The organism is Chitinophaga nivalis (assembly GCF_025989125.1).
Classification (GTDB): domain Bacteria; phylum Bacteroidota; class Bacteroidia; order Chitinophagales; family Chitinophagaceae; genus Chitinophaga; species Chitinophaga nivalis.
Genome location: NZ_JAPDNR010000001.1, coordinates 5,792,202 through 5,809,276, shown reverse-complemented (window position 1 = coordinate 5,809,276; position 17,075 = coordinate 5,792,202). Strand labels below are relative to the sequence as shown.

Sequence of the window (17,075 nt, the reverse complement as noted above, 5' to 3'; positions counted from 1 at the left end):
GCGCAGGGTTATTTGAACCTGCCTGCATTAACGGAGGAACGTTTTATCGTAAATCCATTCCGGACTGCAGCGGAAGAACAAGCCGGCGTAAATGCCCGGCTTTATAAAACCGGTGACCTGGTGCGTTATGTCGCGGATAGGAACATCGAATATATGGGTCGTAACGACTTCCAGGTAAAACTGCGAGGCTATCGTATTGAACTGGGAGAGATAGAATACCGGTTGTCTACATATGCGGACATCAAACAAGCAGTGGTAGTAGCGAAGGATGCATTGTCTGGTGAAGGAAAATACCTGGTAGGGTATTATGTAGCGGAAGAAGCCCTGGATGAAAGTGCCCTGCGGGAATACCTGGGAGCTTCCATGCCGGAATATATGGTGCCTGCGGTGCTGATACATCTGGACAAATTGCCATTGACACTCAATGGTAAGCTGGATCGGAGAGCACTCCCGGATCCTGCCTTTACAGATACAGAGAGCTATCAGGCGCCGGGAAATGCCATAGAAGAGATGATGTGTGAAATCTTTGGTGAGTTGCTGGGCATGGAGGGCGCTAAGATTGGTATTCATGATGATTTCTTCCATTTGGGAGGAGACAGTATCATCAGTATTCAACTGGTGAGCCGTTTAAGACAGCGTACCGGTATTCACGTTAGTTTGGATGACATCTTCCATTACCGGACTATTGCCGCCATCTATACGCATGTGATTGCGGGCGCTGATCAGGAAAAAGTACAGTTGAAAACAGAACAGGGCGTGTTGTCGGAAGAGGTGGGATTATTACCTATACAGTCCTGGTTCTTTGCGCAGATGAAAGAAGGGGTGTTGAATGATTACCATCATTGGAATCAGTCTTTCCTCATCAATGTACCGGTACTCAACCGGGAGCTGCTGGAACATGCAGTGGTTAAGCTGTTGAATTATCATGATGGATTAAGACTACGCTATACCCGGAATGGTGTACAACAATATAGCGGGAAAGTAGCCACTGCGGACCTTCGTTACCTGGATATCCGCTCGCTGGAAGGAGAAGACGCGGTGACAGCATTATTGACGCAATGGCAAAGTGATTTTGATATATACGGCGATAAATTGTTGCAGATTGGTTACCTGGAGGGGTATGCTGATGGCCGTGCGCGGATATTTTTTGCCGTGCATCACTTGTTGATAGATACGGTCAGCTGGCGTATTCTCAGTGAAGATCTGGAAAAAATATACACTTATTTAACTGGTATTACCGGCAACGCTGCATGGCGGGATGCTGATGTGTCCAGTGTTTTAGGTAATAAGGGAAGTAGTTATCGTCAATGGTCAGCATTGGTGGCAGGGTATAATACATTACCATTGTATCAGCCAACAGAGTATGGTTACTGGTCGGATGTACAGGCTGGTGTTGTAACCAGTAATGTATCCCTGGAAGCGTTGGCTGTCCATGAAGTAAGCCAGGTGACCTTGTCGCTGAATACGAAACTGACCAGTTTGTTGTTGCGGCATACAAACCATGTTTACAATACCAGGATCAATGATATTTTATTAAGTGCTTTAGGGGTAGCGTTATCACAGATAACGGGACTTGAACGGCATCATATTCTGCTGGAAGGACATGGCCGTGAGCTGTTGTCTGAAGCTATTGACATTACCCGTACCACTGGTTGGTTTACCACCATGTATCCGGTGGAAATAGTGACAACAGGCACCGATTATGGCGCGCATATTATAGCCGCCAAGGAAATGTTGCGTGGCATACCAGCCAATGGGATTGGCTATGGCGCATTATTCGGCTATGACCTGTCTTCATTGCCACGTATTGTTTTTAACTACCTGGGTCAGTTTGATAAACAGGAAGAGGCAGGGAGAGATAGCTGGTATATCAGTAGTGAATACAGTGGGGTACAAGTGGGGGCCAATAACAGCGGCCATCACCTGATGAGCATTAGCGGGTGGATAATCGATGGCCAGCTGCAATTTAGCATAGAAGGCCACTTTAGTGCGGATGCCATGACCACTTTGGCAACAGGTTATCAGCGTATATTGGAAGAGGTAGTTGTTTCTCTCTCCGGGATAGAGCGGAGTTATTTAACAGCGAGCGATGCCGGTCACATTATTGCTGCAGATTATCTGGCAGCTATACAGGAGGAAAAAGAAATCAGTGCTGTGTACCTGGCGAATAGTCTGCAGGAGGGCTTTATCTACCATGCCTTGAGTCAGGGAGAAGTAGATGATGCTTACCGGGTACAGATTTCATGGGATTATAACCATCCATTGGAGGTGTCGTTATTACAGCAGGCCTGGAAATATGCACAACAACGCCATCCTGCCTTACGACTGCGTTTCAGATGGGACGACGCACTGGTGCAGGTGATTGACAAAACCGCTCAGCTGGACTGGCGTTATTCAGATATCAGTGAGAGACCGGAAGGAGAACAGGCCGCCTATATGAAATACCTGTTTGCCGCAGACCGGTCTGAATTATTTGATCTCGCAGCAGGCCATCTGCTACGGTTATACGTTGTAAAACGTGCTGCCGCCAGTTATACTTTTATTTTTAGCAACCATCACGTGATACTGGATGGATGGAGCATGCCGGTGCTGCTAAACGAAGTGCATACGATTTATTTACAGCTGCGTAAAGGAAAACAGATAAGCATACAGGAAGATAATAGTTATGCGCAGACACAGGCTTACCTGCAATCGCATCGGGAAGAGAATATCGCGCACTGGCAATCTACAGTGGACAAAATAACAGACCGCGAAGACTTAAGCAGTTTGTTGCGACCGGAAAAAAAACACATCAACTTATCCGATCACAGGCGTATTCTGCAGCAGCAAAAGCAATATCTGCAAATAACCGGAGCACAGTATGAGGTCCTGAAATCCTTGTGTACTACCTATGGTTTTACCCTGAATGCGGTATTGCAATATAGCTGGCACAAACAATTGAGCTTATACGGTAACAGTAATACGACTGTTGTGGGAATGACGGTCTCCGGCCGTAATCTGCCGATAGATAATATTGAACAATCAGTAGGTTTATACATTAATACCTTACCTGTTATACTGGAACATGAAGATGTGAGCATCATTGCAGCCATCAAAGGTTTACAGTCCCGTATTAATGACGTAAACAGCCATAGTAACATCAGCCTCGGGAAATTACAGCAGGGGGGGGACCGGCTGTTTAATACCCTGTTTGTTTATGAAAATTACCCGGTACCTGTTGCTGCAGAAGAAGGAGAAGATAATCTGGGTATACACTTCCATGGAAGTGTAGAGAAGCTGGATTATCCTTTGAGTATTATGGCCGGAGAACAAGGAGCGGGCGTTTTTCTGGAGTTGAAATATGCGGGTGAATTATTCAGTGAGGAAATCATTACGCAATTATTGGATGGTATGATGTTAATCATCACCCAGCTGACCGATAACCCGGATGTTACAGTAAGTACACTTGCTCACCTCAATACTGCTGCATACGAGCAAATCATTCATACATGGAATGAAACAGGAAGTGCATTGCCTGCTGATAAAACAGTACATCAGTTATTTGAAGCACAGGCGGCTGCTACGCCGGATCGGATAGCCGTTGTATATGAAGATAAGGTATTGACCTATGCTGCGCTGAATGAAAAAGCAAATCAATTGGCAAGGTACCTGGAGGAAACGTATGCCATTCAACCGGATGAATTGGTAGGATTATGTCTTGACCGCTCCGAATATATGCTGATCGCCATACTGGCTGTGTTAAAGGCTGGAGGGGCTTATGTGCCGATAGATCCTGCATATCCCGCGTCGCGTATTACCTATCTGCTGACAGATACGCGTACCAAAGTGATGTTGACGAATGGCATACATGCCACCACATTGTCAACGATTGCTGCCACTACAAACATAAATATTGCGTACATAGACCGGGAAGATTTTCCATTACATCATTATCCTGTTTATAATAAACCTGATAATGGTAAGATATCAGACCTGGCCTACATTATTTATACCAGTGGTACTACCGGTAAGCCGAAAGGGGTAATGGTGGAGCATCGTAATGTAACAAACTTTATAGCTGATCTGCATGGAAAATATAACATGGGTGGGGAAGAAGTGATACTACAACTCGCCAGCTATGTATTTGATGCATCCGTAGAACAGCTGTTACTGGCGTTGCTGTATGGTTATAAGTTGTTGCTGGTTAAAAAAATGGCGTGGGAAGATGCTGCAACATTCTATGCCGTATTGAATGAACAGCAGGTGACGCATATTCATAGCACCCCTTCTTTCCTCGAACAATATGCTTTTGATGAGGTACGATCGCTGAAAAGACTGATCTCCGGAGGGGAGCATTTGAAAGCATCATTGGCAGAACGTTTGAAAAGTGACCGCTATGCATTGATCAACGAATACGGTCCTACAGAAACGACCGTTACCTCCCTGGTAAATGTGGGAATGCATACAAATAGTATTGGTCGTCCGGTGGCGAATACCCTTGTTTATATACTGGATCGTTACCGTAACCCGGTACCATTGGGAGCTATCGGTGAATTATATATCGGTGGCGCCGGCGTGGCAAGAGGTTATTTAAATCAGCCGGCACTCACTGGCGAACGTTTTATAGCAAATCCTTTCCGGAAGGAAGCACAAAAACAGGTGCATGATAATGATCGCCTCTATAGAACAGGAGATTTGGTAAGGTATTTACCGGATGGTAACATTGAATATATCGGCCGTAATGACTTCCAGGTGAAGATAAGGGGATATCGTATAGAAACAGGGGAGATAGAAAGCTGCCTGGCATCATTCCCGGGTATTCACCAAACAGTTGTTTTGGCAAAAGACACGGCAGCTGGTCAGGGTAAATACCTCGTGGGATACTATGTAGCAAATGAGGTATTGAATGAGGAAGTAATATTGAATTATTTGGGTGATTATCTGCCGGAATATATGCTACCGGCAGCATTGGTACAGCTGGATGTATTGCCACTGACCATCAATGGTAAGCTGGATCGTCAGGCACTCCCTGATCCTGTGTTGACGGATACAGATAACTACCAGGCCCCTGAGAATACAACAGAAGCATTGATGTGTGAAATATTCGGCCAGGTGTTGGGGATGCATAGTGGTAAAATCGGTATTCATGATGATTTCTTCCGTTTGGGTGGTGATAGTATTATCAGTATTCAGTTGGTAAGCCGCTTACGGCAACGTTTAGGTATACACGTTAGTATAAAGGATGTTTTCCGTTACCGGACCATTGCAGCATTATATACCAACGTCGTAGCCGTGGCTATCCAGCAGGAAGTACAACTGCATACAGAACAGGGTGTACTGACAGGGGTAGTAGGCCTGTTGCCTGTTCAGGCTTTATTCTTTGCACAGGTGCAGGAAGGGTGGTTACCGGAATATCACCATTGGAATCAGTCGTTTGTGATCAAGGTACCGGTGTTGAATAAAGTGTTACTGGAGCATGCGGTTATGAAGCTCCTGGACCGGCACGATACGTTGCGTTTGCGCTATAACCGGGAAGGAATACAATATTACGGGGAAGCAGTAACAGTAGCTGATCTTCACTACCTGGACGTGCATAGCCTGGATAATAAGGAGGAATTGTCCTCCTTGCTGACGCAATGGCAAAGTGGATTTGATATTTATGGTGATAAATTATGGCAGATCAGTTATGTAGAAGGGTATGAAGACGGTCAGGCGCGAATATTTTTCGCCGTGCATCACCTGTTGATAGATGCTGTCAGCTGGCGCATTATCACGGAGGATCTGGAAAAGATTTACCAGTATTTATCGGGTATTACAGATAGCGTTGCGCTGTCAGCTATCTCCGGTACTACCATCTTGGGCGATAAAGGCAGTAGTTATCGCCAATGGGTTAATTTACTGGCATCCTACACCACATTACCCACCTATCAGGTATCGGAATACACCTACTGGCAACAGGTAATGGCAGGCATCGCAACAGGTAATGCCGCTTTACGGGCGTTGTCTGTTCCACAGGCCACTGGCAGGTCGCTGTCCCTGGATCGCTATCATACAGACCTGTTGCTGCATCATACCAGCCATGTTTATAATACACAGATCAATGATCTTTTATTAAGTGCCCTGGGAGTTGCCTTGTCACAGGTGACAGGCCTGGATCGGCATCATGTGTTGCTGGAAGGGCATGGCCGGGAAGAGCTGTCTGCCAATATTGATATTAGCCGTACGACCGGTTGGTTTACCACCATGTATCCGGTGGAGATTATTACCAGCGGCAGAGATGCTGGTGACAACATCATCGCTGCGAAGGAAATGCTGCGTGGCATACCGGCCAACGGTATTGGATATGGGGTTTTGTTTGGGTATAATCAGGCATCATTGCCCCTGATCAGCTTTAACTACCTGGGTCAGTTTGATAATCAAACGTCCGGCAGCGGCAATAGCTGGAGTATCAGTAATGAGTTTAGCGGTGTTACAATCGGAGCAGGAAACAAGGATGCGCAGCTGATCAATATCAATGGGTTGGTGATCGATGGACAGCTACAGTTCAGTATAGGTGGTTATGTAACGGAGGAGGTATTAACCAGGCTGGCAGCGGGTTATCAACATGCCCTGGAAGAAATGATTGTTACTTTGTCAGCTGCTACCCGCCATTACTTAACGGTGAGCGATGTCGATCATATTGTATCCGCAGATTATCTGGCTGACTTGCAGTCAGAACGAGAGATCAGTGGAGTATACCTGGCGGGCAGCCTGCAGGAAGGATTTATCTACCATGCCTTGAGTCAGGGAGATAGAGATAATGCCTATCGGGTGCAGTTAGCATGGGATTATAATGAAGCGATAGATGCATCGTTACTGCAACAGGCATGGATATACGCACAACAGCGTTATCCGGTGTTACGTCAACGTTTGGGATGGGAAGAGGCCCTGGTGCAGATCATTGATAAAACAGGTCAGTTAGACTGGCGTTATACCGATATCAGTGAGCAGGAAGCAGCTGCGCAGGAAGCTTACCTGAGTGAACTATCCACTGCTGATCAGTCCGAAGTCTTCGACCTGGCAGCCGGTAACCTGTTCCGGATATATCTTGTAAAACGCGGTGTTAATAGTTATACCTGCATCTTCAGTAATCATCATGCGATGCTGGATGGTTGGAGCACCCCGTTGCTGCTGAACTATGTACACGGTGTTTACGGACAACTGCTGAAAGGAGAACAGGTGTTGATACAGGAAGATCGCAGTTATGTTTTGTCTCAGCAATACCTGCAATCACATCGGGAAGATAACCTGTCTTACTGGCAATCTTATGTAGGAGCGTTCACGGACCGGGAAGACCTGAGCAGCCTGTTGCGGCCGGAACAGGGACATATCAGTTTGTCTGATTACCGGCATGTACTGCAGCCGAAGGAACAGTTCCTGGTAATCGGTCATGCGCATTACCTGGCCTTGAAAGCCTTATGTGCTACTCATGGCTTTACACTGAATGCGGTGTTGCAATATTGCTGGCACAAGCAGTTGAGTGTGTATGGCAATAGCAGTACCACCATAGTGGGTATGACTGTTTCCGGCCGTAACCTGCCGATAGACGACATCGAACAGTCAGTAGGTTTATACATCAATACGCTGCCTGTTATTCTGGAGCATAAGGATATCAGTGTCGTTGCTGCGATTAAAGCATTACAGGCCGATATCAATGAAGTGAACAGCCGCAGTGATGTGAGTTTAGGTAAACTGCAGCAGGGTGGGGAACGTTTGTTCAACAGTTTATTTATCTATGAAAACTATCCTGTTCCTACAGGTAGCGGAGAAGGTGTGTCGATCCGGTTACGGAGTAGTATAGAAAAGCTGGATTATCCACTGGGCGTAGTGGCGGCAGAGCAGGGTAATGTACTGAGCATTGGATTAAAATATGCGGGTGAGTTGATCAGCGAATCCATGGCCGGGCAGTTATTGTCAGGTATGGAGCTGCTCATAGGCCAGCTGGCAGACAACGCAGCGATTACTGTCGCCGGGCTTACTTATCTGTCGGCTGACCAACACCAGGATTTGATTTATACCTGGAACGATACAACAAAAACATACGCTGCAGATAAGACATGGCATCAGCTGTTTGAAGAGCAGGCTGCCCGTACGCCGGATCGTATTGCTGTAGTGTATGAAGGGGTACAGCTGACTTACGCCGCATTGAATACAAAAGCCAACCAGCTGGCAGCTTACCTGCGGGATAGCTACGCGATTGAGCGGAATGAGCTGATAGCGCTGTGCCTGGATCGTTCTGAATATATGCTGATGGCGATACTGGGTGTGTTGAAATCAGGAGGGGCTTACGTACCAATGGATCCGGGATATCCGGCAGACAGGCTGACTTATATCCTGTCAGACACGAAGGCGCGTGTAGTCTTAACCAATGAAGTACATACCACGTTATTAGCTGATCTGGATACGGGTGCGGCAATAGTAGGTATAGATAAGGCTGATTGGTGGCATACAACACTGAACCGTTATCCGGATGTCAATACATCTGTTGCTACATCAACAGATCTGGCCTATGTTATCTATACCAGCGGTACCACCGGTATGCCTAAAGGGGTGATGATTGAACATCACAGTGTCATCAACCTGGTGACGGAGATGATCGTCATTCATGAACTGGATCAGCATCCGCGTGTGGGTGTTTATTCCAATTATGTTTTCGATGCCTTTGTATACGAGATATTTCCAGGATTAAGCAACGGAAATAGTTTATATCTGTACAATGAACACCAGAGAATAGCTCCAGCTGATTTGCGTACCTATGTGCACCAAAATAATATAGACATTTCCTTTATACCACCGGTAATATTGCGCGGGTTTTTAGAGGAGCAGACAACATTATCATTCATATATACCGGCGGCGAAAAATTACCGGATCTGCAGGATGTCGTGTATGCCGGAAAACTGCTGAATGAGTATGGCCCAACGGAGGCAACGGTATGTACCACTTTCCATAGGTACCAGCCAGGTAGCAGTAGTGCCAATATTGGCCGTCCTGTTGCGAATGCAACGATATATATTTTGGACCGGTATTTACAACCGGTGCCATTAGGCGCAGTAGGAGAGCTGTACATCGGTGGCGCCGGCGTGGCCCGTGGTTATCTGAACCAGGCTACGCTGACGGCAGAACGATTTATTGTCAACCCTTTCCGGACAACTGCAGAAAAAGAAGAAAACCGTAATGCGAGGTTGTATAAGACGGGTGACCTGGTGCGTTACCTGCCGGATGGTAATCTCGCATATGTGGGCCGTAACGACTTCCAGGTGAAGGTTCGCGGTTATCGTATAGAAACCGGGGAGATAGAGAGCCGCTTGTTGTCTCATGAAGGCATTCGTCAGGCAGTAGTACTGGCAAAAGATTATCCTTCCGGCAACGAAAAATACCTGGTGGGTTATTATGTGGCAGATCAACCGCTGCAGCAGGAAATGTTGTTAAGCTACCTGGGAGCTTATCTGCCGGATTACATGATACCGGCCGTATTGGTGCACCTGACCATGTTGCCACAGACGATTAACGGTAAGCTGAACCATCGCGCACTGCCTGATCCACAATTTACAGATACAGCTCGTTACGAAGCACCGCAGAATACAACAGAAAGAATGTTGTGTGAACTCTTTGGGGCTGCACTGGGCTTGTCTGCGGATACAATCAGTGTCGCGGATGACTTCTTCCGGCTGGGAGGTAACAGTATACTGGCTATCCGCCTGGTCAACCAGCTGAATAAGGTATTAAATACACACGTGAATGTATCCATGTTATTCACTTACCGTACAATCCGGAAATTGGCGGCGTGGTTATTATCGGAAGGAGATAGCCAGATACATATCACCAGTGTACCGGTATCCCGTTCGGAGGAGCAGCTGTTATCCTTTGCGCAGGAACGCTTATGGTTTATTGAAAACTATGAAGGAGGTAGCCATGCCTACAATATTCCGATCATGCTGCAACTGCAGGCAGGAATTGCCGTTCCTTATCTGGTACAGGCATTACGTGATATTGTACACCGGCATGAAGTACTCAGAAGTGTGATTGCTACCAGTGAATCCGGCAGCAGTTATCAGCAGGTAATGGATGACAGCATATATCCTTTACCGGTAGTTACCAAAGAGCTGTATAGCCATAGTGAGCTGGAAGCGGTGCTGGCGGAAGCAGCAGGTTATATTTTTAAACTGGCAGAAGAATATCCGGTACGGGTTGGTATTTATACATTACATACTGTCGGTGCACCAGCTACGCATTATGTAAGTATTGTATTGCATCATATTGCTTTTGATGGCTGGTCGGCAGACATTTTGTTGCGGGAGTTAAGTGATCATTATAATTATCACGCAACCTCCACAGCAGATCATATACTCCCCACTTTACCATTACAGTATAAAGATTATGCGCTTTGGCAGCGTCAGTACCTGACCGGTGCTGTGCTGAACAGGCAGGTGTCTTATTGGAAAAACCGGCTGGCAGGTTATGAAACCCTGTATTTACCAACGGACCGGCCAAGACCGGCACAGGTGAGCTACGAAGGAGCAGATATTTCTTTTGTAATAGACAAAGCGCTCAGTGATAACTTACGAGCGGTGTCGCGTGAGCTGGAAGTAAGCATGTACGGCCTGTTGCTGAGTGGTTATTATCTTTTGTTGAGCAGCTATAGTCATCAACAGGACATCGTGGTGGGCAGCCCGGTCTCTAACCGTCATTACGGGGAAATAGCAGATCTGATCGGATTCTTTGTAAATACACTGGCCTTACGGGAAGAGATAAACGGCGAGCAGCGATTGACAGATTTTATCCGGCAGGTAGGCGCTGCTGCTGTAGCAGCCCAGCTGCACCAGGATCTTCCGTTTGAAAAACTGGTAGATGAACTGGAGGTGGAGCCGGATACCTCCCGCCATCCTGTATTCCAGGTATTATTCAGTGTACAGGACTTTGGAGGAGAGCTGGCGTTGGATCATCCGTTGTTTACACCGTATACCGGCAATAACATCCAAAGCGTTGCCAAGTATGACTTGTCTGCCATGTTGAATGATGGTGGAGAGGAGATTTACGGGGTGTTCAACTATGCTGCTTGTCTTTTTGAGCCGGCTACCATTCAGACTTATATTCAAACGTATAAAGAGATATTGACACAGTTGTCTGCTTTGAAAGCAGCAGATCAGCGTGATGTGCTGGTAAAATCACTTCGTTATGTAGCTGCCGTACAGGATGCAAATGATAGCAATAACTGGAACGATACTACGAAACCATATCCTGCCGATAAATCCCTGCAGCAGTTATTTGAATTTTATGCAGCAGATACGCCTGATCAGGTGGCGGTGATATATGGAGATGTACAGCTGACGTATGGTGAGCTGAATGCCCGTGCTAACCAGCTGGCCGCCTATCTGCAGGAAGTGTATGCGATACGGCCGGATGATTTAATCGGACTTTATCTGGATCGTTCAGAACACATGCTGATTGCCATATTGGGTGTATTAAAAGCCGGTGGTGCTTATGTACCGATAGATACGGCCTATCCGGATGATCGTATCGGTTATATCCTGTCTGATATTGCAACCAGTGTTGTGTTAACGAATGAAGAACATGCTACTAAACTGGGATTGATCACATCCGATACGGCTATTGCCATTGAACAGATAGACAGTGCCGCCTTTGCTGCCGTCCTGGATAGCTATGCAGTTACTAACCTGGTAAGTAGCTCCGGAGGTCATCACCTGGCCTATGTGATGTATACGAGTGGTACTACGGGCATGCCTAAAGGGGTGATGGTAGAACAACGGAGTGTGAGTCGCCTGGTGAAAAATGTGGACTATGTGTCTTTTGAAGCCAGTGATAAAGTGCTGGGTATTGCCAACTATGCTTTTGACGGATCCGTGTTTGATATCTTTGGTGCCTTGCTGAATGGTGCTACGTTGGTTATCGCTGGTAAGGAGGTATTCCTGGATCTGAAACAGCTGGAAAACGTGATCGTCAATAATGAAATCACGATCTGCTTTATTACTACTTCTTTATTCCATACACTGGTCGATGAACAATTGTCCTGCCTGCATGAACTGAAATATATTGTAGCAGGGGGAGAACAGCTGTCCTATACGCATGTACAACGGCTGATGGCCCGGCAAGGGAGGGTGAAACTGGTGAACGGTTACGGTCCAACGGAGAGCACGACTTTTGCAACCACCTATCCCTGTAATGATTATGCTGCTATCACCTCTGGTATTATTCCGATTGGCCGTCCAATAGCCAATACAACGGTTTATATATTGGATCGTTATCAGCATCCTGTTCCTGTAGGAGCAGTGGGTGAGTTGTACATTGGTGGTGCAGGGGTAGCCCGTGGTTACCTGAACCAGCCGGCGTTAACAGCGGAACGTTTTATAGAGAATCCATTCCGGATCGCGGAAGACATACAACATAACAGGAACGAACGACTTTATAAAACCGGTGACCTGGTACGTTATCTCGCAGATGGCAACATCGAATATATTGGTCGTAACGACTTCCAGGTGAAACTGCGTGGCTATCGTATTGAATTGGGCGAAATAGAAAGCCGGTTAGCTGCCTATGCAGGTATTAAGCAGGCAGTGGTATTGGTGAAAGACGCGGTATCCGGCGAAAGCAGATATCTGGTGGGTTATTATGTAGCCAATACGGAGCTGAATGAACAGGCGCTGCTGGATTACCTGCGGGCAACGATGCCGGATTATATGGTGCCGGAAGTACTGGTATACCTGGATAAACTACCGCTGACGCTCAATGGTAAGCTGGATCGCCGGGCATTGCCTGATCCGCAGTTTACGGATACAGACAGTTACCAGGCGCCGGAGAATAGTACGGAAGCACTGATGTGTCATGTCTTCGGGCAGCTGCTGGGTATAGATGGCGGCAAGATTGGTATTCATGATGACTTCTTCCGGTTGGGAGGCGATAGTATTATCAGTATCCAGCTGGTGAGCCGGTTAAGACAACAGGCAGGCATCCAGGTGACTGTGAAAGATATTTTCCATTACAGGACCATTGCAGCACTGTATACGCATGTGATTGCAGGTGCCCTGCGAGAGGTTGTGAAGCAGGAAACAGAACAGGGGGTATTATCCGGAGAAGTAGGTTTGTTGCCGGTACAGTCCTGGTTCTTCGCACAGGTGAAAGAAGGGTTGTTAGGTAACTACCATCATTGGAACCAGTCATTTCTGATCAATGTGCCGGAACTGGATATCACATTGCTGGAGCAGGCGGTTGTTAAATTATTAAATCACCATGATGCTTTCCGGCTGCGTTACAGCCACACAGGCGTGCAATCCTATAGTGGTACCGTAACTGCCGCAGCGCTTCGTTATTTGGATCTTCGTACACTTGATAGCGAAGAAGTATTAGCAACAATACTGACACAGTGGCAAAGTGATTTTGATATTTATGGCGATAAACTGTTGCAGGTTGGTTACCTGGAAGGGTATGCAGATGGCCGCGCACGTATTTATATCGCAGCACATCACCTGCTGATCGATACCGTGAGCTGGCGTATTATTACCGAAGACCTGGAAAAGATCTATCATTATTTGTCGGATGTGACAGATAGGGCCACGCTGAAAGATATAGCCGTATCCTCCATGCTGGGAGAAAAAGGCACCAGTTACCGTCAGTGGTCTGCATTGGTGGCTGCCTACGATTCCTTGCCAGGCTATAACCCATCAGAATATGATTACTGGTCGGGTATACAGGCAGGTGTAGCTGCCGGCAATAGCTCCCTGCAGGCATTGTCTGTTCCGGCATTCAGTAACGTATCCCTGTCGCTGGATACACGGTATACGGACTTATTGTTGCGGCATACCAGTCATGTATACAATACCCGGATCAATGACATTTTATTAAGTGCCTTAGGTATCGCTTTATCACAGGTAACAGGCCTTGACCGGCATTATGTTTTGCTGGAAAGCCACGGTAGGGAAGAATTGTCTGCTACGATAGATATCACCCGTACCGCCGGTTGGTTTACGACAATGTATCCGATAGAAATTGTGACCACCGGCACAGATTACCGTAACAATCTCATTGCCGCCAAAGAAATGTTACTGCGTATACCCGCTAACGGTATCGGCTATGGCGCGCTCATGGGATATATGCCGGATGCGTTGCCCGCTATCAGCTTTAACTACCTGGGACAATTTGATAAACAAGAATCCGTCGACAACGGGCAGTGGTATATCAGCAGCGGGTATAGTGGTGCTCCGATAGGAGATACCAATGAAGCACATCATTTCCTCACCATCAATGGCCTGGTGATAGACGGACAATTGCAATTTAATATTATCGGCCGGTTGGCTGCAGCTAGTATGAATACGCTTGTAAGCAATTACCAGCGCATATTGGAAGAGACAGTTGAGCTGCTATCAGGAGAGACCCGTAGTTATTTAACGGTAAGTGACATCAATCAGGTTATCTCCACAGATTACCTGAACAGATTACAATCAGCAAAAGAAATCAGTCATGTTTATCTGGCGAATAGTTTACAGGAAGGGTTTATCTACCATGCATTGAGTCAGGGAGAAGTGGATGATGCTTACCGGGTGCAGATTTCATGGGATTACAATCAGGCAATGGAGGTGTCGCTGCTGCAACAGGCGTGGAGCTATACACAGCAACATTATCCGGTATTGCGATTACGTTTCGGTTGGGAAGAAGGACTGGTACAGGTAATAGATAAAACCGGCCATTTAGACTGGCGCTATACAGATGTGAGTCATCTGGACGCCGCCGCGCAGGAGGAATATCTGAAAACATTGCTGGCATCGGATCGCCTGGAAGTATTTGACCTGGCAGCGGGCAACCTGTTACGGTTATATCTGGTGAAACGGAATACAGATAGTTATACCTGTATCTTCAGTAATCATCACGCTATTCTGGATGGCTGGAGTATGCCACTGTTACTGAATGACGTCCATGATATTTATTTACAGCTATGTAAAGGGCAAGCGGTAACGGTTCGGGAAGATAACAGTTATGCGCATACGCAGGAATATCTGCAATTACATCGTCAGCATAATGTAGCTTATTGGCAGTCTTATGTTGGGCAGTTGACGGATCCGGAGAATTTAAGTAGCCTGCTGCGTCCGGAACAGCGACATATCACGTTGTCAGATTACCGGCATGTTTTACAACAGGAAGAACTGTCAATGGTGATCAAGGGAACACAGTATGAAATTTTAAGATCCCTGTGTGCTACCCATGGCATAACCCTGAATGCCGTATTACAATATTGCTGGCATAAGCAGCTGAGTTTGTATGGCAACAGCAGTACCACTGTAGTGGGTATGACCGTATCAGGTCGTAACCTGCCGATAGATGATATTGAAGAATCGGTAGGCCTGTATATTAATACGTTACCGGTTATATTGGAACATACCAATGTCGGTGTTATTGCAGCCATTCAGGCCTTACAGTCCCAGATTAATGAAGTAAACAGCCGTAGTGATATCAGTCTTGCTAAGCTGCAAACAGGTGGTAGCCGCTTATTTAATACACTATTTGTATATGAAAACTATCCTGTTCCTACAGGTAATGGAGATGGGCTGTCAATAACATTCCGCAGCGTTAAAGAAAAACTGGATTACCCATTAGGAATAGTGGCAGCTGAACATGGCGATGCCATTATGATAGGGCTGACATACGCAAAAGAACTTTTCAGCGAAGAAATAGTAACCCGGTTGTTGGCTGGAATAGAAAGAATAATAAGTCAGCTGACAGCTACCCCGGACATCGCTACGCATGAATTGTCTTTCCTGGATGAAGCACAGTATCAGCAAGTGATTTATGATTGGAATGCAACAGCGCAGGACTATCCGTCAGGTAAAACTATTCATCAGGTGTTTGAAGAACAGGTAATGAAAACACCAGATCAGATAGCTGTAATATATGAAGAGGTACAGCTCACTTACGAAGCATTGAATGCCAAAGCGAATCAACTGGCTGCATACCTGCAGGAAACCTATACTATACAGCCGGACGAGTTGATAGGATTGTGCCTGGATCGTTCTGAACATATGCTGATAGCTATATTGGCAGTGTGGAAGTCCGGCGGCGCCTATGTGCCAATGGATCCGGCATATCCTGATGACCGTATCAGTTATATTGTATCAGACATCCGGCCGAAAGTCATCCTGACAAATGAGCATTATACAACAAGACTAAAAACAATTTGTCCGTCAGTTGCGGTAGCAGACATAGATAGTACTGATTTCCTGGCAGGCATACAAACAGGTGACGCTGCAGCCAACCGGCCTGTTAGCAATCATGCAGGTAATCTGGCCTACGTGATTTATACCAGTGGTACCACAGGGCAGCCGAAAGGAGTTATGATCGAACATGCCGGTGTACTGAATTTAATACAGTATCTAACGGCAAAATGCGAATTCGGTCAGGAAGAAGTGGTGTTGCAACTGGCCAACTATGTATTTGATGCATCTATAGAACAGATGCTGCTGGCCATATTAAATGGACATAAACTACTGCTGGTCAAAAATAAAAGCTGGCAGGAAGAAGCTGCTTTTGTCAGCACACTGGTAACCAACGGAGTGACTTATATTGATGCCACACCTTCCTTACTGAATCAGTTGCCACTTGCATCGATACCCACTTTACGGGTTGTCAATTCTGGTGGAGAGTATTTAACGGAAGGACTGCTGGATAAGCTGAAAAAAGGCGGCCATTTACTGGTTAACTGTTACGGCCCAACGGAAACCACTATTAGTGCCGTTGTTAACTTCCATCTCGAAACTACCAGCATCGGCCGGCCGATAGCCAATGTTACGGCATATGTCCTGGATGCGCAGCTGCGTCCGGTTCCTGTGGGCGCTACCGGCGAATTATATATTGGCGGTATCGGTGTATCCAGAGGTTATCTGCACCTGCCGGATCTGACAGCAGAACGATTTATAGCCAATCCTTTCCAACGCGAGGAAGAAGAACAACAAGGTATCAACGGTCGTATTTATAAAACAGGTGATCTGGTGAGATACCTGCCCGATGGTAATCTTGAATACATTGGCCGGAATGATTTTCAGGTAAAAGTGCG

Annotated in this window: 1 protein-coding gene (only partly in view); it reads left to right on the top strand. The window is 46.5% G+C overall.

Every position in this 17,075-nt window falls within one protein-coding gene, locus OL444_RS21985, for a non-ribosomal peptide synthase/polyketide synthase (RefSeq protein ID WP_264729694.1), read on the top strand. The gene is 105,360 nt long; 27,885 of those nucleotides lie to the left of the window and 60,400 to its right, leaving coding positions 27,886-44,960 in view (codon 9,296, complete, through codon 14,987, partial); the first codon wholly inside the window starts at window position 1. The start codon and the stop codon both lie outside this window.